General features: G+C 42.2%; 21 protein-coding genes. 20 read left to right on the top strand and 1 reads right to left on the bottom strand.

Annotated features, from left to right (window positions below; translation table 11 throughout):
* Positions 1–5 precede the first annotated feature (5 nt).
* From aroA to ypjB, 9 genes are all read left to right on the top strand, one after another.
* On the top strand, positions 6–1,292 hold the full coding sequence (gene aroA / locus HNR43_RS08810; protein ID WP_183243104.1) for a 3-phosphoshikimate 1-carboxyvinyltransferase: 1,287 nt from the start codon (positions 6–8) through the stop codon (positions 1,290–1,292).
* Between the two features lie 89 nt (positions 1,293–1,381).
* Positions 1,382–2,635 carry a tetratricopeptide repeat protein gene (locus HNR43_RS08815; protein WP_183243106.1) on the top strand — a complete coding sequence of 418 codons (1,254 nt, stop codon included), beginning with the start codon at positions 1,382–1,384 and terminating at the stop codon, positions 2,633–2,635.
* 32 nt (positions 2,636–2,667) lie between these two features.
* On the top strand, positions 2,668–3,192 hold the full coding sequence (locus tag HNR43_RS08820; protein WP_183243108.1) for a ReoY family proteolytic degradation factor: 525 nt from the start codon (positions 2,668–2,670) through the stop codon (positions 3,190–3,192).
* A gap of 104 nt (positions 3,193–3,296) precedes the next feature.
* Positions 3,297–3,731, top strand: a complete 435-nt coding sequence (locus tag HNR43_RS08825) for a YpiF family protein (protein ID WP_183243110.1) — start codon at positions 3,297–3,299, stop codon at positions 3,729–3,731.
* A 129-nt stretch (positions 3,732–3,860) separates the two neighbouring features.
* On the top strand, positions 3,861–4,370 hold the full coding sequence (locus HNR43_RS08830) for a Rieske (2Fe-2S) protein (protein WP_183243111.1): 510 nt from the start codon (positions 3,861–3,863) through the stop codon (positions 4,368–4,370).
* Between the two features lie 3 nt (positions 4,371–4,373).
* Positions 4,374–5,048, top strand: a complete 675-nt coding sequence (gene qcrB, locus HNR43_RS08835) for a menaquinol-cytochrome c reductase cytochrome b subunit (protein WP_006319468.1) — start codon at positions 4,374–4,376, stop codon at positions 5,046–5,048.
* Between the two features lie 25 nt (positions 5,049–5,073).
* Positions 5,074–5,841 carry a menaquinol-cytochrome c reductase cytochrome b/c subunit gene (locus HNR43_RS08840; RefSeq protein WP_183243113.1) on the top strand — a complete coding sequence of 256 codons (768 nt, stop codon included), beginning with the start codon at positions 5,074–5,076 and terminating at the stop codon, positions 5,839–5,841.
* Between the two features lie 58 nt (positions 5,842–5,899).
* Positions 5,900–6,469 carry a lipoprotein heptaprenylglyceryl N-acetyltransferase LhaT gene (lhaT, locus tag HNR43_RS08845; RefSeq protein WP_183243115.1) on the top strand — a complete coding sequence of 190 codons (570 nt, stop codon included), beginning with the start codon at positions 5,900–5,902 and terminating at the stop codon, positions 6,467–6,469.
* Between the two features lie 66 nt (positions 6,470–6,535).
* Positions 6,536–7,309, top strand: a complete 774-nt coding sequence (gene ypjB, locus HNR43_RS08850) for a sporulation protein YpjB (RefSeq protein WP_183243117.1) — start codon at positions 6,536–6,538, stop codon at positions 7,307–7,309.
* 22 nt (positions 7,310–7,331) lie between these two features.
* On the opposite strand, the gene HNR43_RS08855 is transcribed toward ypjB, so the two are convergent.
* Positions 7,332–8,192 (bottom strand): YitT family protein, encoded by an 861-nt coding sequence (locus tag HNR43_RS08855; RefSeq protein ID WP_183243120.1) that lies wholly within the window; start codon positions 8,190–8,192, stop codon positions 7,332–7,334.
* 118 nt (positions 8,193–8,310) lie between these two features.
* Here HNR43_RS08855 and HNR43_RS08860 point away from each other — a divergent pair, with 118 nt between their 5' ends.
* The 11 genes from HNR43_RS08860 (at position 8,311) to dinG (ending at position 18,827) form a co-directional block, all read left to right on the top strand.
* Positions 8,311–8,643, top strand: a complete 333-nt coding sequence (locus HNR43_RS08860) for a nucleotide pyrophosphohydrolase (RefSeq protein ID WP_032099866.1) — start codon at positions 8,311–8,313, stop codon at positions 8,641–8,643.
* Positions 8,640–9,434 carry a 4-hydroxy-tetrahydrodipicolinate reductase gene (dapB, locus tag HNR43_RS08865; protein ID WP_183243122.1) on the top strand — a complete coding sequence of 265 codons (795 nt, stop codon included), beginning with the start codon at positions 8,640–8,642 and terminating at the stop codon, positions 9,432–9,434. The genes HNR43_RS08860 and dapB overlap by 4 nt, the downstream gene beginning before the upstream one ends.
* A gap of 13 nt (positions 9,435–9,447) precedes the next feature.
* On the top strand, positions 9,448–9,855 hold the full coding sequence (gene mgsA, locus HNR43_RS08870; protein ID WP_183243124.1) for a methylglyoxal synthase: 408 nt from the start codon (positions 9,448–9,450) through the stop codon (positions 9,853–9,855).
* Positions 9,822–10,556, top strand: a complete 735-nt coding sequence (gene bshB1, locus HNR43_RS08875) for a bacillithiol biosynthesis deacetylase BshB1 (protein ID WP_246346286.1) — start codon at positions 9,822–9,824, stop codon at positions 10,554–10,556. Before mgsA ends, bshB1 begins: the two co-directional genes overlap by 34 nt.
* The gene (gene bshA, locus HNR43_RS08880) at positions 10,553–11,683 is read left to right on the top strand and encodes an N-acetyl-alpha-D-glucosaminyl L-malate synthase BshA (RefSeq protein WP_183243126.1); all 1,131 of its coding nucleotides are present in this window, start codon (positions 10,553–10,555) and stop codon (positions 11,681–11,683) included. The genes bshB1 and bshA overlap by 4 nt, the downstream gene beginning before the upstream one ends.
* Complete coding sequence (locus HNR43_RS08885; protein ID WP_183243128.1) at positions 11,683–12,876, top strand: CCA tRNA nucleotidyltransferase; 1,194 nt, start codon at positions 11,683–11,685, stop codon at positions 12,874–12,876. Before bshA ends, HNR43_RS08885 begins: the two co-directional genes overlap by 1 nt.
* Entirely contained in the window at positions 12,846–13,826 is a 981-nt protein-coding gene (locus tag HNR43_RS08890; RefSeq protein ID WP_183243130.1) for a biotin--[acetyl-CoA-carboxylase] ligase, read from the top strand. The genes HNR43_RS08885 and HNR43_RS08890 overlap by 31 nt, the downstream gene beginning before the upstream one ends.
* A 224-nt stretch (positions 13,827–14,050) precedes the next feature.
* Positions 14,051–14,887, top strand: coding sequence for a 3-methyl-2-oxobutanoate hydroxymethyltransferase (gene panB, locus HNR43_RS08895; protein WP_183243132.1), 837 nt, complete (start codon positions 14,051–14,053; stop codon positions 14,885–14,887).
* Positions 14,884–15,732 carry a pantoate--beta-alanine ligase gene (panC, locus tag HNR43_RS08900; protein ID WP_183243134.1) on the top strand — a complete coding sequence of 283 codons (849 nt, stop codon included), beginning with the start codon at positions 14,884–14,886 and terminating at the stop codon, positions 15,730–15,732. The genes panB and panC overlap by 4 nt, the downstream gene beginning before the upstream one ends.
* Before the next feature lie 12 nt (positions 15,733–15,744).
* Positions 15,745–16,128 carry an aspartate 1-decarboxylase gene (gene panD / locus HNR43_RS08905; RefSeq protein WP_003394601.1) on the top strand — a complete coding sequence of 128 codons (384 nt, stop codon included), beginning with the start codon at positions 15,745–15,747 and terminating at the stop codon, positions 16,126–16,128.
* Positions 16,129–16,181: 53 nt separating this feature from the next.
* Positions 16,182–18,827 (top strand): ATP-dependent DNA helicase DinG, encoded by a 2,646-nt coding sequence (gene dinG / locus HNR43_RS08910; protein ID WP_183243136.1) that lies wholly within the window; start codon positions 16,182–16,184, stop codon positions 18,825–18,827.
* Positions 18,828–18,832: the final 5 nt, after the last annotated feature.

Genomic DNA, 18,832 nt, shown 5'->3' on the forward strand with positions numbered 1-18,832 from the left:
GAATGATGGAATTAAAAACAAATATTCATGCATTGCGAGGAGAGATTGCTATCCCGGGAGATAAGTCGATTTCTCACCGCGCCGTTATGTTTGGTGCGCTGGCGAAAGGGACAACTCGGGTGACAAATTTTCTAACAGGTGAAGATTGTTTAAGTACAATCGATTGTTTTCGAAAAATGGGTGTAGAAATTACGCAACAAGGAAATGAAGTGATTGTAGAAGGAAAAGGGATTGCCGGTTTAAAAGAGCCTACACATATATTAAATGTCGGCAACTCAGGGACGACGACACGTTTATTGTTAGGCATTTTAGCCGCTTGTCCGTTTCATGCTTGTTTAATCGGGGATGATTCGATTGCGAAACGACCAATGGATCGCGTCACAAAACCGTTAAAACAAATGGGCGCGCACATCGATGGAAGGGAACAAGGACGCTATACACCGTTAGCCATTCGTGGTGGACAACTCCAGCCAATCACATATCATTCCCCTGTTGCGAGCGCACAAGTAAAATCGGCTATTTTGCTTGCAGGTTTACATGCAGAAGGAACGACTACAGTTACTGAACCTCATCGTTCGCGCGATCATACTGAGCGTATGTTAAGAGCGTTTGGAGCGGACGTGCATGTCGACGGATTAAGCGTCTCCGTCACAGGAAGACAAACGCTTCAAGCGATTGATATACAAGTGCCAGGTGATATTTCTTCCGCAGCTTTCTTTTTAGTCGCTGGTGCAATTGTCCCAAATAGTGAAATTACATTAAAGCATGTCGGAATGAATCCGACGCGCACAGGGATTATTGATGTATTAAAAGACATGGGGGCAAATATTTCGATTGAAAATGTTCGTCATGAAGAAAGTGAACCTGTAGCCGATATTACCGTTCGTACTTCAACGTTGAAAGCAACGCATATCGGAGGAGATATGATCCCACGATTAATTGATGAAATCCCAATCATTGCGCTTTTAGCAACACAAGCAGAAGGAACGACCGTCATTACAGATGCAAGCGAGTTAAAAGTAAAAGAAACAGATCGTATTGCTACGGTCGTATCCGAGTTACGAAAGCTTGGTGCTCACATCGAAGCGACAGAAGATGGGATGGTTATTCACGGAAAAACACCGCTTTATGCGAACGATGTCATTGTTGATAGCTATGGTGATCATCGCATCGGTATGATGTTAGCTATCGCAGCATGCATCACAAAAGGAAACGTCACTCTCCAACGTCCCGAAGCGATTGCGGTGTCATATCCGGCATTTTTTGAACATTTGCATGCCTTGCAAAGCTGATTCTATGATGGATCAGCTTCTTTTTTTGCATGGTTATTTGTTCGGTGGTATCATAAAGCGTGATGATATGAATGATGAGGGTGAGATTCATGAAGACATTAGATCAAATCGTTCAACTCGTTGAACAAGGTGATGTTGAACGCGCATTAGCACTTGCCGAACAAGTGAAGCAAAACGGAAATGATGAAGAGCGATATATGTTAGCTGACCAATTATTTTCGTGGGGATTGTTAGAAGAGGCGGAATCGCTCGTTCGTATGTTGCTTACACGTTATCCAGACGAACGTGAACTACAACTCTTTTTAGCAGAAATATATACAGAAATGGATAAAGAAGAAGAAGCGCTCGAATTGTTGATGGACATAGAAAAAGATGACCCATATTATGTGCGCGCATGCTTGTTAATGGCAGATCTTTATCAAATGCAAGGATTAGATGAAGTAAGTGAACAAAAACTATTAAAAGCATATGAGAAAATGCCGAACGAACCACTCGTTCAATTTGCGTTAGCCGAGTTATACTTTACGACCGGTCAATATCAAAAAAGTTTGCTATATTATGAACAAGTCATTAACAAAACAAAAACGCTTGCAGGCACTGTCATTGCCCAGCGCATAGCGGAAGCATACAGCTTACTTGGTGAATTCGAACGATCGTTATCTTATTATGAGGAAGCATTAAATGAACGTTTCGATGCCCACACGTTATTTCAATACGGATTTACTGCATATCAAGCGGAAGCATATAAAACAGCTATTGCGAAATTCAGTGAGTTAAAAGCGCTCGATCGCGAGTATGTACCCCTTTATTTATTTTTAGCAAAATCGTATGAACAAGAAGGAGATATACAACAAAGTTACGAAATAGCAAAAGAAGGATTAACAATAGATGAATGGAATAAAGAGTTGCTTGTATATGCTGGGAAAATTGCATTAAAACTCGGAAAACGAGAGGAAGCGCTAATGTACATTGAAAAAGCGCTAGACATTGATCCGGGTTATTTAGAAGCATTGTTTATACAGACGAGTTTGCTGTTTCATGAGGAGCGGTATGAAGACGTTGTGCATGTCATCCAACAAGCAATCGATCAAGGAGAATACGATCCGCAATTTGAATGGGAGCTTGCGAAGGCGAAGCAAAGGCTTGAAATGTATGATCAGGCATTAAATCATTATGAAGAGGCATATACTTTTTTTAAAGATGATCCAAACTTTTTATATGATTTTGGCTACTTTTTATTTGAGGAGGGAAGAAGAGAAAGAGCGAAAGATATATTTGAACAACTATTGCGTATTGATCCGACAAACGAAGAGATTGCCCAGTTGATGTTGCAATTTGAATGAAGATGTCATTCGGAATGCAAGGGGGGAAGGGAATGGTTTCCGTTCGGGAGAAGAAAGAGTTTGTTCGCTGGTTTTTAAACAATTATCAATTAAAACGGCGTGAATGTGTATGGATTTTAAACTATTTACTTAGTCATGATGCGCTCATGGAAAAAGTGCACTTTGTGGAACATGCGGAATATTGTCCGCGTGGCATGATGATGTCGACGCATTGTGTAGACGATGTACCGTTTCGATTTTATAAGCAAAGTGTCATTACGACAGATGCGGAAAAATCGTTTCATGACATTCGTTTAAACCGCGATGAAGATATTTTCATTCAACTAAACTTTCGCGGCGCTTTCCATTCACCACAATATGTGGCGGTCCTTGAAGAAAATCCGTACATGCCAAAACGAGTGAATAAACAAGATGAACAACTTGTAGAAACAATCGTTCATCAATCGATTCAACATTTTCAACGGCAAAAAATTATGCGGTTAATTGACGAGGCCCTTGATCAGCAAGATGAACAAAAATTTCGCGAGCTGACCGAACAGTTAAAAGCGTTGCGTTAACCTCGTGGTTCGCAACGCTTTTAAGTGTGTATATATTTGTCACAAAATGTTCAAAAAAATACATATGCATTTCGTGTAAGATGGAAACATAAGGAGTGGTTTGAATGAAATGGACAGCAAAAGATGTAAGTATGTACGATCAAGCAAAAGAGTATGTTGACACAGCGCTCATTCCGTGCATACCGATTGGGTGCACAAATATGAAAGCGTTTGCTGAAATGAGCGAGCATACGTTGTTTATTGCGAATGAAGTGGAAAGACAGTTTAAAGGGAGAGTGATGTTATTTCCGCCGCTCACATATTTCGTGCAAGAACAAATACAAGCGCGTGTGCACGAATGGACGAACATGCTTAAAAAGGCGGGTTTTCAACATGTATGTTTTGTGACTTCGCATGCGGATATTGCGGATGAATCGTTTGTTTATGTGCCAGCCCTTCCGCTTGAACATGTCGATGAAGGGTATAAACAAAAAGTTGTTCGTCAACAAGTCGATCAAGTGATGGATGCATTAGTGACGAAATGGACGTTAAAAAATTAGATAGCGTTTACACTATCATTATATTGACCTTGGTGGAAACATGATATATCATTAGGTTGTCCTAGTTTTATATATGTGTTATAACAATTCGTCCGGATGGACTTAACTTCGTATAGAGGGGGGAAAACGATGAGCGAGAAGAAGCATCGCGTGTCAAGACGGCAGTTTTTAAACTACACGTTAACAGGTGTAGGCGGGTTTATGGCAGCTGGCATTTTATCACCGATGGTACGCTTTGCCTTAGATCCGATCTTAAAAGAAGAAGCTGGGCAAGATATGGTTGCGGTTGCCCAAGTGAAAGACATTACGACAGAACCACAGCGCTTCGACTTCAAAGTAAAAGTAAAAGACGCGTGGTACGAGTCAGAAGAGCCAAGATCGGCTTGGGTATTTAAAGATGAAAAAGGAGATATCATTGCGCTTTCACCAGTCTGTACCCATCTTGGCTGTACGGTAAACTGGAACGGTGAAAAAAGTAATCCAAACCGTTTCTTCTGTCCTTGCCATTACGGTTTGTATGAAAAGGATGGTACGAACGTACCGAATACACCACCGACTGCTCCGTTACACCGTTATGAATATGAAGTGAAAGACGGCACGTTGTATTTAGGAAAAGCGAAACCACAAGGGGGTGCGTAATACATGCTTAATAAGATTTACGATTGGGTTGATGAGCGGTTAGATATTACGCCTTTGTGGCGCGATATCGCAGATCATGAAGTGCCAGAGCACGTAAACCCTGCACATCACTTTTCAGCATTTGTTTACTGCTTTGGTGGATTAACATTTTTCGTGACAGTCATTCAAATTTTATCTGGTATGTTTTTAACGATGTATTACGTACCAGATATTAAAAACGCGTGGGAATCTGTTTATTACTTACAAAACGAAGTGGCGTTTGGACAAATTGTGCGCGGTATGCATCACTGGGGGGCAAGCCTTGTTATTGTGATGATGTTTTTACATACGTTGCGCGTATTTTTCCAAGGTGCTTACAAAAAGCCACGTGAGTTGAACTGGATCGTCGGTGTGCTTATTTTTATGGTAATGATGGGTCTTGGTTTTACAGGTTACTTATTGCCTTGGGATATGAAAGCACTCTTTGCGACAAAAGTAGGATTGCAAATCGCTGAAGCAACACCAGTCATCGGTCCAGCGATTAAAACGTTATTGGCAGGTCATCATGAAATCGTTGGGGCTCAAACGTTAACGCGCTTCTTTGCGATTCACGTCTTCTTCTTGCCAGGAGCGTTATTAGGATTAATGGCTGCACACTTTTTAATGATTCGGAAACAAGGAATTTCTGGTCCACTGTAAAATTTAGCATAAGGGAGGGAACGATATGCATCGCGGAAAAGGGATGAAATTTGTCGGCGATTCACGTGTGCCCGCTACGCGCAAGCCGAACATTCCGAAAGACTATTCCGAATATCCGGGGAAAACTGAGGCGTTTTGGCCGAACTTTTTATTAAAAGAATGGATGGTCGGCTCCGTCTTTTTAATCGGCTTCTTATGTTTAACTGTTGCGCATCCGTCACCGCTTGAGCGAATTGCGGATCCGACAGATACAAGTTATATTCCGCTTCCAGACTGGTACTTTTTATTCTTATATCAGCTGTTAAAGTACTCATTTGCATCTGGTCCATATACCGTTATTGGAGCGATTATTATTCCTGGACTTGCTTTCGGTGCGTTATTACTTGCGCCGTTTTTAGATCGCGGTCCAGAGCGTCGCCCATCGAAGCGTCCGGTTGCTGTCGGCATGATGTTGCTTACACTTGCTGCAATTATTTTCTTAACATGGGAATCTGTCGTCACGCACGACTGGGAAGCAGCGGCTGAGCAAGGAAAAATTCGCGCAGAAGTAGAAATTGACAAAAATGCGGAAGGATATAAAATTTTAGAAGCAAATACATGTTTAACATGTCACGGTGAAAACTTGCAAGGTGGTCCAGCTGCACCATCTCTTGTCGGCACAGGATTATCTCCTGAAGAAATTGCTAATATTGCGAAAAACGGTCAAGGTGGCATGCCTGGTGGTCTTTTCAAAGGTACAGATGAGGAACTACAAAAACTTGCAGAGTTCGTTGCAGGTTTAAAAGCAGAATAATTTGTGAAAGCTGACTGAACATCAGTCAGCTTTTTTGTACATATGGGAGGTTTGATACATGTTATACATACGTGATTGGTTGGTGCATCGCTCGTTTTTAATGCTATTATTGATTGTCAATGTCATTGGTACAATTTATGGTTATATATGGTATGGTCCGCAGTTATCGGAAACCCCAGCGATCTTTCTTCCGTTTGTCCCGGATAGTCCAACAGCGAGTTTGTTTTTTGTTTTTGTTGTAATCGCGTGGCTTCGTCATACGCATTGGCCGCTCATGGAAGCGTTGGCGGTTGTTACGCTCGTGAAATATGGCATTTGGGCTGTTGTCATGAACATGCTTGTATTTTTTGTGACCGGAGAACTCGGTTGGGCAGGATGGATGCTCGTGATATCGCATGGAGCCATGGCGGTGCAAGCATTGTTGTATGCCCCACATTACCGCATGTCGTTTGTTCATGTTGTGATCGCTGCAATTTGGACATTGCATAACGATGTTATCGATTATGTGTTTGGGATGATGCCACAATATCGGATGTTGGCGCAATATACGCTACAAATCGGCTATTTTACATTTTGGCTAAGCATCGTTTCGATTGCGGTGGCGTACATTTTTTCACGCCGGCGATAAATCAAGGTCTATGTCTCTTTTTGCGATCATATATTCAATAGTAAGATCGTAAGGAGGGACAAGGAGATGCGCATTCGATTCGTCGTGATGTTTATCATCATTTCTTTATTTCCGTATACCGTATATGCAAACGGACATGAGTGGGACAAACTCGATCAAATTTCTGACGAAGCGCTTCAGCTAACAAAAAATGATCGCCTGCAAGAAGCGAAACAGCTATTAGAATATTTTGAAAAACAATTCGCGTTATTTCGTGAAGATATTCATTCCATGGATGTCATATATGTGTTAACAGCTACGCACGAAGAAGCATTAAAAGCGGTCACAACATCGAGTGTACCGATGGAACAACGAATCAATCAATTAACACAATTTCGGCTTGCTGTTGATGCTGTTCACACGAAACATCAACCGCTTTGGAAAGAAATGAAATACGCTGTCATGTCAGCATTTGAAAAGATGAAGCAAGCGATGGAACGTGAGGACGAACAATTATTTCAACAAGCATTTCATCAATTTTTACAACGGTATCAACTGATTGAACCGAGCGTAAAAATTAACGCTGATCGTGAACAAGTCCAACGTGTATCTGCTCACATTTCTCTTTTAGAAGCTCCTGCTTTTCGTCAATTGCATGCAACAGAGCGAATGAAAGAGTTGCGACAAATGGAAGATGATTTGCAAGCTTTGTTTGCTGATGGAAAAAAAGAAACGACACTTCCGTCACTTTGGTGGGTCATGACGTCTATCGGTGGTATGATCATTATGACGTTAACGTATGTAGGATGGCGAAAATATCATGGAGAAAAAGAAAGAAAAATGGTAAGAGATAAACAATAAAAGCGTCCGTCGATGGACGCTTTTATTCATGTAGCGGTTGTTTATTTTCATCTAATGTAAATCCTTCACCATGTACATCGTGCACATCGCTAATAGCGACAAATGCATATGGGTCAACGGACGTGATAATGGATTTTAAACGTGATAATTCATTTTTAGCTACAACGCAATATAAAACATCTCGTTCTCGTTTTGTGTAAGAGCCGATTCCTTTTAAAATTGTAACTCCTCGCTCCATTTCCGTCATAATTTTTTCTGAAATTAAATCGCTTTTTTCAGAAATAATGGTCGCTCCTTTTGCTGCATATGCGCCTTCTTGCAAAAAGTCAATCACGCGCGCCCCGACAAACACCGCAACGAGCGTATACATGCCTTCACGGTACGGTAAATACGTCAGTAAAGAGAGGACAATGACACATGAGTCGAACAAAAACATCGTTTTTCCCATACTAATGCCTTTATATTTATATACGAGCCGCGCAATAATATCGACACCGCCTGTTGTTCCGCCGTAGCGAAAAATAATACCAAGACCGACCCCGATAAACACACCAGCAAACAATGCTGCTAACGTGAGGTCGTTATTGAGCGGAATGTGAAATCCGTATCGTTGAAAAATCCAAAGAAATACAGATAAACTAACTGTTCCGAGAATCGTATAAAAAAACGTCGTCCGTCCAAGCAATTTCCATCCGATAAAAAACAGCGGGATGTTCAGTACTAAGTTTGAAATAGAAGGATCAATGCCAAATAAAAAGTATAAAAGAAGGGTAATCCCTGTAAATCCGCCTTCCGCTAGTTTATTTTCCATATTAAAGTGGACAAGTCCAAACGCAAAAATAGCAGATCCTAGTAAAATAAATGCGACATTTCTTAGTTTCATCGTCTTCACCTCTCGAATATGACTGCGTTTTTTATTATAGAGGAATGTGATTGCACCCGTCAAAAACATTTGTCAAATGCCCTACTTTTAGCTAACATGAATGTAAGAGGTGAAGACAATGGAAAAAACGATGCGGCAAATGCAACACGAAGTTGACGAATACATTGGACAGTTTAAAGAAGGGTATTTTAGTCCGCTAGCAATGCTTGCTCGTTTAACAGAAGAATTAGGCGAGCTCGCTCGCGAAGTGAACCATCACTATGGTGAAAAGCCAAAAAAGAAAACGGAACGAGAAAAAACGATTCAAGAAGAATTAGGGGATGTATTGTTTGTACTTATATGTATGGCCAATTCGTTACATATCGATTTACAAGAAGCGCATGATACGGTCATGCATAAATTTCAAACGCGAGATCGCGATCGTTGGACAAGAAAGGAAGAGGGAAGATGATTCGAATTGTTATTGCCGGCCCGCGTGGACGAATGGGTAGAGAAGCCGTTTCTCTCGTTCATGATACAAAACATTTTGAGCTTGTCGCTGTTGTAGACCGAGTGAACGAAGGAAAAACGTTAGCACAACTTGACGGTTTCCCAGCGATTGAAGCCCCGATTTTTACAGATTTAGAGCGATGTTTGCAAACAGTGCAAGCGGACGTATTAATCGATTTAACGACGCCAGAAGTCGGAAAACGTCATGCGGAAATCGCATTGCATTACGGCGTTCGCCCGGTCGTTGGTACGACAGGATTTACAGAAGATGATTTAACACGTTTAACACAAGTAGCTGAAGAGAAAAAAATTGGCGCAATTATTGCCCCAAATTTTGCGATTGGTGCAATTTTAATGATGAAATTTGCACAAATGGCGGCTAAATATTTTCCTCACGTAGAAATCATTGAACTTCATCACGATCAAAAACTTGATGCTCCGTCTGGTACAGCGTTGAAAACAGCGCAGCTCATTCAACAAGTGCGTCCTTCATTCACACAAGGGCATGAAGCTGAAAAAGAGACGATGGAAGGAGCGCGCGGAGCCTTATATGACGGCATGCGCATTCATAGCGTTCGCTTGCCGGGGCTTGTAGCACATCAAGAAGTCATTTTTGGTGGCGATGGACAAACATTGACAATTCGTCACGATTCGTTCCATCGTTCATCATTTATGTCAGGTGTTCGTTTTTCTGTTGAAACGGTGATGAAGCTAGAAACGCTCGTATATGGATTAGAACATTTAATTGAATAAGGAGGAGAGGGAATTGAAAATTGCTTTAATTGCGCACGATAAAAAAAAGGAAGATATGGTTCAGTTTGTAACAGCTTATCAACACATTTTAGCTGAACACGAATTATACGCAACAGGAACGACAGGATTACGCATTCAAGAAGCGACAGGTCTTGCTGTTCATCGTTTTCAATCTGGTCCACTTGGAGGCGATCAGCAAATCGGTGCGATGATTGCAAATAACGATATGGATATGGTGATTTTTTTTCGCGATCCATTGACAGCTCAACCACATGAACCGGATGTTAGCGCTCTTATTCGTCTTTGTGACGTGTATGCTATTCCGTTAGCGACGAACATGGGAACAGCTGAAGTACTCATACACGGTTTAGAGCGTGGCGATTTTGCATGGCGAAATATTGTGAAGCGAGGGAAGAAGTAATGCATATGTTAGCATTTGGCGCCCATCCCGATGATGTTGAAATCGGCATGGGCGGCACGATTGCGAAATACGCTCAACAAGGATATAACATCGGTATATGCGACTTGACGTTAGCAGAGCTATCATCGAACGGAACGGTACATATTCGCCAGCAAGAAGCGAAGCGGGCAGCTGACATTCTCGGCGTTCATACACGTATACAGCTCAATCTTCCAGATCGTGGACTAACCACGCAAAAAGAGCATATTGATCCGATCGTGACCGTTATTCGTACATATCGACCGCATATTGTATTTGCACCATATTGGGAAGATCGCCATCCAGATCATGGTCAATGCGCGAGATTGGTGGAAGAAGCGGTGTTTTCAGCTGCCATTCGCCGTTATGAAGATGGTCAACAGCTACCTCCTCATCGCGTGCAAGCCGTTTATTTTTATATGATTAACGGATTTCATCGCCCTCATTTTGTTGTTGATATTAGTGATACGATCGATAAAAAATTAGCGAGTTTACAGGCATACGAAAGCCAATTCGATCGAATGAGCGATTCAGTTGACACGCCGTTAACGAACGGATATATTGAAACCGTTGAAAGCCGCGAGCGATTGTTCGGAAAAGAAGTCGGTGTTTCGTTTGCGGAAGGATTTATGTCAAAAAAACCAATTATACTTGCACAAGATTTGTTAGGGGAAGAAAAATGAAACTGAAAATAGGGATCGTATGCTATCCGTCAGTCGGCGGCTCTGGGGTCGTTGCGACGGAATTAGGAAAAATGCTTGCTGAACGTGGTCATGATATTCACTTTATTTCATCAAGCATTCCTTTCCGACTAAATAAGGTATATCCAAATATTTACTATCATGAAGTGACAGTGAATCCGTATTCTGTATTTCAATATCCGCCATACGATTTGGCATTGGCAAGTAAAATTGCAGAAGTGGCGAAGCGGGAGCAACTTGACATCATTCACGCCCACTATGCTGTTCCGCACGCCCTTTGCGCCTTTTTAGCAAAACAAATGGTCGGTGATCATTTAAAAATTGTGACGACGCTACATGGTACAGATATTACTGTGCTCGGGTACGATCCGTCATTAAGTGACTTAATTAAATTTGGTATCGAACAATCCGATGTTGTCACAGCCGTATCCAATGCATTAGCTATTCAAACGTATGAACTACTTGATGTGCAAAAGCCGATTCAAACGGTGTATAACTTTGTTGACGAACGTGTATACAGCAAACGGCGAAATGATGAACTCCGTCGGCAATACGGCATCGCCCCGCATGAAAAAGTAGTTATTCATGTGTCGAACTTTAGAAAAGTAAAGCGGGTATGCGATGTCGTCCGTACGTTTGCGCTCGTTGTGAAACAAGTCCCTGCTAAATTACTCCTTGTCGGTGATGGACCAGAAATGACAGTCGTTTGTCGCCTTGTGAAAGAATTGAAACTATGCGAACATGTTCGCTTTTTAGGGAAACAAGAAAATTTAGCGGACTTGTACTCGATTAGTGATGTGAAATTATTATTGTCAGAAAAGGAAAGCTTCGGTCTTGTTTTACTTGAGGCGATGGCATGTCATGTGCCTTGCGTTGGCACGGCGATTGGCGGCATTCCCGAAGTCATTGAGGATGGAAAAAACGGCTTTTTATGTGCGCTCGGTGATATCAACGATGCGGCACGTCAAACACTTCGTTTATTAACGGATGAAGCTCTTCGTCAAACGATGGGACAAAAGGCGTGTGAAACCGTGTATGAAAAATTTTATTCTGAGAAAATCGTGGCACAATATGAACATATTTATTTTCAACTTAAAGGGGATGAATGATGAACGAACAATTTCAACAGGCGCTGTCTGTCATTGAAACATTAAAACGTCATGGGCATGAAGCGTATTTTGTCGGTGGGGCGGTTCGTGACTATTTACTACAAAGACCGATCGGTGACATTGATATTGCGACATCTGCCCATCCACAAGAAGTAATGTCCATCTTTCCGAAAACCGTTCCTGTCGGTATTGCGCACGGAACGGTGATGGTTATTGAGCGTGGCGTTTCATATGAAGTGACAACATTTCGAAAAGAAGGACGTTACGAAGATTATCGAAGGCCGAAAGATGTCACGTTCGTCAGCTCCCTTTATGAAGATTTGCAGCGACGCGACTTTACGATGAACGCCATCGCGATGAATGAGCACGGTGACATCATCGATCCGTTTGGGGGAACGGAAGCGTTGAAGCAGCGCATCATTGAAACGGTTGGCGATGCTGCGGAGCGCTTTAACGAAGATGCGTTACGGATGATGCGAGCGCTTCGGTTTGTCAGCCAGCTCGGCTTTTCTTTATCTACAAAGACAAAACAAGCCATTATACAATACGGACATTTATTGCAACATATTGCTGTTGAGCGCATCGCCGTTGAATTTGAAAAATTGCTGCTCGGTCCGTTTATGTCAAAAGCAATTGATCTTTTAATCGAAACGAATTTATTTTGTTACTTGCCAGAGCTTGCTACGAAAAAAAAGGAGCTTGCTCAACTAGCTACCTATTCCATTGTGCCGACTCATCGCACGGAAGCATGGGCGCGATTTGCATTTGTCGTCCATTTTCATCAAAAAGAACTAAAAAAATGGAAATTACCAAACCACTTCATTCGTGACATTTTGATTTGTTTAAAGGCGCTCGAACATATTCGTTCGCTTTCGGATTGGACAATTGACACATTGTATGAGTATGGATCATACATTCCACACATTGAGCGCATACGCGCAGCATTGGATCATGATGAACCACATGTGCATCTGTTATTGAAACAATGGGAGGCGTTACCCATTCACAATCGTAAAGAGCTTGCGATTAATGGGAACGATTTGCTTATTTTATTTGAAAGAAAAGCTGGTCCATGGTTAGCTGAAATGATTGAAAACATCGAGCGTGCCGTACTGCATCGTGAAGTGGAAAATGAGAAAGAGAAGCTAAAGGAGTGGGCGGTATGCAATCAGAGACGAGAAAACAACTGTTGAAACTATTTACAGAAGCAGGTGGAGCGTTTTTATCCGGACAAAAGATTAGTGAGCAGCTCGGTTGCTCACGAACAGCTGTTTGGAAACATATTGAAGATTTAAGGAAAGAAGGATTTGAAGTTGAAGCCGTTCGCAGGCTTGGCTATCGGTTAAAACAAATGCCTGATAAACTGAACGCAAATGAGGTTCAGCTCGGGTTAAAAACGAAACGTTTTGGTTGGAACGTATATGACCAAGAAAGCGTGCCTTCGACGCAACAATTAGCTCATCAACTTGCCCACGAGGGTGCCGAAGAAGGGACGATTGTCATTGCCGAGGAGCAGACGGCAGGAAGAGGGCGTTTAAACCGATCATGGCACTCACCGAAAGGAACAGGGATTTGGATGAGTTTAATTTTGCGCCCGTCTATTCCACCGCAACAAGCGCCTCAGCTGACGCTTTTAGTTGCTGTTGCGGTTGCCGAAGCGATCCAGGAAGTAACAAACATCGTACCGGATATTAAATGGCCGAACGATATATTAGTCAATGGCAAAAAAGTCGCTGGCATTTTAACGGAATTGCAAGCCGATCCCGATCAAGTGCGGGCAGTCATCGTCGGCATCGGCATGAACGTCAATCAAAAACAGTTCCCTAATGATATTGCCCCGATTGCAACGTCTCTGGCGCTTGAAACGGGACGAACGTTCCACCGTCCGAAAATTGTTCAAACATTGTTACAAAAGTTAGAACAGCTATATGGACAATATTTACAACACGGCTTTCTACCGATTAAACTGTTGTGGGAAGGCTATGCAGTCACGATTGGTCAACAAATTGTAGCGCGTACGCTAAATGGAGCGATTCGCGGTGTGGCGCTTGGAATTACAGATTCAGGTACATTAAAGGTGCAAACTGAAGACGGGGCGATTCATTACATTTATTCGGCAGATATTGAAATAAAAAAAGAGTAGGAAAATTTCTAAATATTTGTTAAAATGAAAGCGGTTGAAATTGGGCAGTATCTTCATGAGAACTGCACCACGCATATGACATATTAACGGTCAATTCTGCCTTGATCCGATTAACCGGACGGGGACAGAGGGATGGAGCAAACCAAAAAGTCCTTCTTTCTCTATTTTGGCAGAAAGAAGGCTTTTTTTATCCATTTCCTCTGCATATTGAGAGGAGGATGTATATGAAAACGAAATTAGATTTTTTGAACATGAAAAAAAATCATGAGCCGATTGTTATGCTAACGGCTTACGATTATCCATCAGCGAAGCTTGCTGAGGCAGCCGGTGTTGACATGATTTTAGTCGGCGATTCGCTTGGAATGGTCGTATTAGGATACGATTCAACGATCCCTGTAACAGTGGAAGATATGATTCATCATACGAAAGCTGTTCGACGTGGCGCGCCAAATACGTTTATCGTCACCGATATGCCTTTTATGTCGTACAGCACCCTTCCTGACGCGTTAAAACATGCAAAAGCAATCATGCAACAATCAGGTGCAAATGCTGTAAAAGTCGAAGGGGCAGGTTCTGTATTACAAGTCATTTCTTCTTTAACAGAAGCAGGCGTGCCTGTTGTCGCTCACCTCGGTTTAACGCCACAATCGGTCGGTGTGTTAGGTGGATATAAAGTACAAGGAAAAGATGCCGAAAGTGCTCGACGTCTCATACAAGAAGCAAAAGCGTGTGAACAAGCCGGAGCGATCGCCCTCGTTTTAGAATGTGTACCGAAGCAACTTGGTGAAGCGATAACAAAGCAATTAACGATCCCGACGATCGGTATCGGAGCCGGAGTTGGTACGGATGGACAAGTGCTCGTCTATCATGATGTGCTCGGATATGGTGTAGAACGCATTCCGAAATTTGTCAAACAATATACGAACATTCAACAAACGATGCAACAAGCGCTAGCGGAGTATGTGGCTGACGTAAAAACGCGTCAATTTCCAAGCGATGAGCAATCATTTACGATGAATGAACAACAATGGCTAGCGTTATACGGAGGGAAACAATCGTGATTACAATCGAAAAAATTGAACAGATGCAAGCCCGTATGATGGCTGAACGCCAAAAAGGAAAAACGATCGGTTTCGTGCCAACGATGGGCTACTTGCACGAAGGACACGTCGCGTTATTAAAACGCGCACGAGAGGAAAATGATTTTGTTGTTTTAAGCATTTTTGTCAACCCGCTTCAATTCGGACCGAATGAAGATTTTGATCGTTATCCGCGCGATTTTGAGCGCGATCATGAAATAGCTAAACGGGCGGGAGTCGACATCGTCTTTTACCCGTCCGTCCGTGAAATGTATCCGCATGAGCCGTCAGTAACAGTGAAGGTACATGAGCGCGTCGATGTACTTTGTGGCAAATCTCGCCCGGGGCATTTTGACGGAGTCGCAACGGTTGTGACGAAACTGTTTCATATTGTCATGCCACATCGCGCATATTTTGGAATGAAAGATGCACAACAAGTGGCGGTCATCGATGGGCTTATTCGCGATTTCCATTTTCCAATTGAACTCGTTGCTGTTCCGACGGTGCGTGAAGACGATGGGCTTGCGAAAAGTTCACGCAACGTATATTTAAGCGAGCAAGAGCGAAAAGAAGCGCCTGCGTTATATGCGGCTTTACAAAGAGGAAAAGCATTTATCGAAGCCGGAGAACGCGACGTAGAGAGGGTACGACAAGCGATTGTGCATCATATTGAACAACATACAAACGGTGTCATTGATTACGTTGAAATTTACTCTTACCCAGAGCTAAAGCCACTCGAGACGTTACAAGGAAAGATCATCCTTGCGCTCGCTGTACGGTTTACAAACGCTCGTTTGATTGATAATATCGTTATGAACGTACAATAAGGAGGCAACACCATGTTCCGTACATTAATGAACGCTAAAATTCATCGTGCTCGTGTGACGGAAGCGAATTTAAATTATGTTGGTAGCATTACAATTGATGAAGATATTTTAGATGCAGTTGGGATGGTTCCAAATGAGAAAGTGCAAATTGTAAATAATAATAATGGAGCACGATTCGAAACGTATATTATTCCTGGTGAAAGAGGAAGCGGTGTGTTTTGTTTAAATGGAGCGGCAGCTCGTCTTGTTCAAAAAGATGACATTATTATCGTCATCTCATACGTACTCGTACCAGAAGAAAAATTGGCGTCTCACCGCCCGAAAATTGCGATTATGGACGAGCATAACCGCATTAAAGAACTCATCGTACAAGAGCCGGCGGCGACCGTTTTATAACGGGAGCCATGCCGCCTCTTTTTGTTTGTTACACAGATGTGAGGTGAAAAAAGATGAATGATCGCTTTGTCGTCGTCGATATTGAAACGACAGGAAATGCCCCGAAAAAAGAAGATCGCATCATTCAAATTGGTTTTGTCGTCATCGAGGGCGACAAAGTTTGCGAAAGTTTTTCAACATTTATTCAGCCAGAGCGAGACATTCCTCCTTTTATTCAACAGTTAACGGGCATTGATTATACGATGGTGCATGATGCTCCGCCGTTTCACTATATTGCCCCAATGCTTGTTGAAAAATGGAAAGGAGCTTATTTCGTAGCGCATAACGTTCATTTCGACTGGGCATTTTTACAAGAGGAGTTTATTCGAAGCGGCATACAACCGCCGACATGTCGGCTTTTAGATACGGTGGAGCTCGCCCGTTTTCTTATGCCGACACAGTCAAGCTATAAGTTGAATCATTTAGCTGAAGCGTTGTCGCTTGCACATGATCGTCCTCATCAAGCAGATTGCGACGCAGAAGCGACAGCCCAACTGCTTCTTTTTTTACTGCATAAGCTATCTCATTTACCGCTTGTGACATTAAAACAACTGCGCCGACACAGTCAAGCGCTAAAGAGTGAGTTAACTGCTCTTTTAGATCAATACATCACTAAAAAAGAACGCTCTCTTCAGCAGAACGAAGAAACGGTTGAATATGAAGGGGTCGCTTTAAAAAAATGGTTTTCGCCAAAACAAACTGACAACCGTAAACATATTCCATCTTTTTCACAATGGCTTGCGACAAACCCATTTGTTTCGCCATTTGAATATCGAGCTGGACAAAAACAAATGATGGAAGACGTCGACTACGCGTTACAAACGTGTCAACATGCACTCATTGAAGCAGGAACAGGCATTGGAAAAACGATGGCGTACTTACTTCCTTCTGTTTTTTATGCGGTAAAGCAACAGCGACCTGTCGTCATTAGCACACATACGCTCCAGTTGCAAAAACAAATGATTGAAAAAGAATTACCGAGGGTCACACAGCTTGTTCCTTTTTCATTTACAACAGCTGTTTTGAAAGGCAAACGAAATTATATTAGCGTAAAAAAATTTGCTCGTACGTTAGACGATATAGATACGAACTACGACATTGCTTTAACAAAATGTCAATTGCTCGTCTGGTTAACAGAAACAGAGACAGGTGATGTCGATGAACTAAACTTAACTGCGGGAGGTACGTTATTTTGGGAAGATGTGCATAGCGATGACACGAATGAGGAATACGATTTTTTTGTTCGTGCCAAAGAACAAGCAAAACATGCGCATATCATTATTACAAACCATTCGTTCGTTATGCATGATTTAACTGCTGACGAAAACTTTCTCCCACCGTATGAACGACTCATCATTGATGAGGCTCATCATTTAGAAGATGTGGCTGCTCATTTTTTCGGAAGGCACGTGTCATATGAGTACGTTCGTCTACTGTGGACACGAATGAACGACGTTGCTATGATGCACAAAGTGGGTGCACTCCGCTCGTTTCTAGGGGATCTTGAATATGAACTGAATCAACTATTTCAATCTCTTCGCTATTATGTATTACGGCGACAAAAAGGAAATGGACGTATTCGCTATCGCTTTGTTCCGTGGAAAGAGTATGGGAAAGAATGGAACGGAACAATTGAATTGCTTATGCGCATTATGAGCACCGTGCAACAATTGTCGCAAATGATAGACGATATTCCAAAAGAAGAGAGGAAACCTTTTACAACGTTTATTGACGTTTTATCGACGTTACAACATTTATTAACGAGCGACGACGATGATATTGTTCGCTGGCTAGAAGTAGATGCGAAAGCCGCTGTAAATGCGATCACAGTCATTTCACAGCCGCTCGATTTAGCCCATTTTTTTGCTGAGCAATTATTTTCACGTAAGCGGAGTGTTATTTTAACTTCAGCAACGTTAACGACAAACAATCGTTTCTCGTTTATGATTGCTCGGCTTGGTCTTGATGATTTTTATCCGTTTACACGCATCATTCCGTCACCATTTTCGTATGAAAAACAAGCCGCACTGATGGTGCCAACAGACTTGCCAACGTTTCCTGCGGTTGCAGTTGAACAATATGCTGAACATGCCGCTCAGCAAATTATTCGTATCGCTGAACATACAAAAGGGCGCATGCTTGTATTGTTTACGTCATATGAGCTATTGAAACAAACGTATACCTTCGTAAAACAGCTCAATGACGAGCAATCATTTGTATTACTTGCTCAAGGAGTAAGTGGAGGTAATGCAGCGAAGTTAACGCGCCATTTTCAGCAATTTGAACAAGCGATTTTATTTGGCACAAGTAGCTTTTGGGAAGGGGTAGACCTCCCTGGAAATGAAGTGACATGCGTCGTCATTGTTCGGCTACCATTTGCTCCACCAGATGATCCGGTCATGGAAGCAAAAAGCGATTATATTCGCGCCAAAGGAGGCAATCCGTTTTACGATTTATCGTTGCCACAAGCGATTTTGCGCTTTAAACAAGGATTTGGACGATTAATTCGTACAAAAGAAGATCGAGGAATGATTTTCGTTTTAGATCAGCGATTGTTAACAGCATCGTACAGTAAATATTTTTTGCAATCTCTTCCACCTATTCGGGTATATCATGCGCCGCTTGCCGAACTTTTACAACATGTTAATGAGTGGCTATAAAATTC

Origin of the sequence: Anoxybacillus mongoliensis, assembly GCF_014201515.1 — a bacterium.
In the GTDB taxonomy this organism is placed as follows: Bacteria; Bacillota; Bacilli; order Bacillales; family Anoxybacillaceae; genus Anoxybacillus; species Anoxybacillus mongoliensis.

What these genes read in the sequence shown, in the direction of transcription:
- HNR43_RS08825 (WP_183243110.1), top strand. Translation starts at nt 3,297, where the DNA reads ATGAAATGGACAGCAAAAGATGTAAGTATGTACGATCAAGCAAAAGAG.
- dapB (WP_183243122.1), top strand. Translation starts at nt 8,640, where the DNA reads ATGATTCGAATTGTTATTGCCGGCCCGCGTGGACGAATGGGTAGAGAA.
- HNR43_RS08815 (WP_183243106.1), top strand. Translation starts at nt 1,382, where the DNA reads ATGAAGACATTAGATCAAATCGTTCAACTCGTTGAACAAGGTGATGTT.
- lhaT (WP_183243115.1), top strand. Translation starts at nt 5,900, where the DNA reads ATGTTATACATACGTGATTGGTTGGTGCATCGCTCGTTTTTAATGCTA.
- HNR43_RS08885 (WP_183243128.1), top strand. Translation starts at nt 11,683, where the DNA reads ATGAACGAACAATTTCAACAGGCGCTGTCTGTCATTGAAACATTAAAA.
- dinG (WP_183243136.1), top strand. Translation starts at nt 16,182, where the DNA reads ATGAATGATCGCTTTGTCGTCGTCGATATTGAAACGACAGGAAATGCC.
- HNR43_RS08830 (WP_183243111.1), top strand. Translation starts at nt 3,861, where the DNA reads ATGAGCGAGAAGAAGCATCGCGTGTCAAGACGGCAGTTTTTAAACTAC.
- panB (WP_183243132.1), top strand. Translation starts at nt 14,051, where the DNA reads ATGAAAACGAAATTAGATTTTTTGAACATGAAAAAAAATCATGAGCCG.
- HNR43_RS08860 (WP_032099866.1), top strand. Translation starts at nt 8,311, where the DNA reads ATGGAAAAAACGATGCGGCAAATGCAACACGAAGTTGACGAATACATT.
- panD (WP_003394601.1), top strand. Translation starts at nt 15,745, where the DNA reads ATGTTCCGTACATTAATGAACGCTAAAATTCATCGTGCTCGTGTGACG.
- bshA (WP_183243126.1), top strand. Translation starts at nt 10,553, where the DNA reads ATGAAACTGAAAATAGGGATCGTATGCTATCCGTCAGTCGGCGGCTCT.
- HNR43_RS08820 (WP_183243108.1), top strand. Translation starts at nt 2,668, where the DNA reads ATGGTTTCCGTTCGGGAGAAGAAAGAGTTTGTTCGCTGGTTTTTAAAC.
- HNR43_RS08855 (WP_183243120.1), bottom strand. Translation starts at nt 8,192, where the DNA reads ATGAAACTAAGAAATGTCGCATTTATTTTACTAGGATCTGCTATTTTT.
- HNR43_RS08890 (WP_183243130.1), top strand. Translation starts at nt 12,846, where the DNA reads ATGCAATCAGAGACGAGAAAACAACTGTTGAAACTATTTACAGAAGCA.
- aroA (WP_183243104.1), top strand. Translation starts at nt 6, where the DNA reads ATGGAATTAAAAACAAATATTCATGCATTGCGAGGAGAGATTGCTATC.
- qcrB (WP_006319468.1), top strand. Translation starts at nt 4,374, where the DNA reads ATGCTTAATAAGATTTACGATTGGGTTGATGAGCGGTTAGATATTACG.
- HNR43_RS08840 (WP_183243113.1), top strand. Translation starts at nt 5,074, where the DNA reads ATGCATCGCGGAAAAGGGATGAAATTTGTCGGCGATTCACGTGTGCCC.
- ypjB (WP_183243117.1), top strand. Translation starts at nt 6,536, where the DNA reads ATGCGCATTCGATTCGTCGTGATGTTTATCATCATTTCTTTATTTCCG.
- bshB1 (WP_246346286.1), top strand. Translation starts at nt 9,822, where the DNA reads ATGGCGAAATATTGTGAAGCGAGGGAAGAAGTAATGCATATGTTAGCA.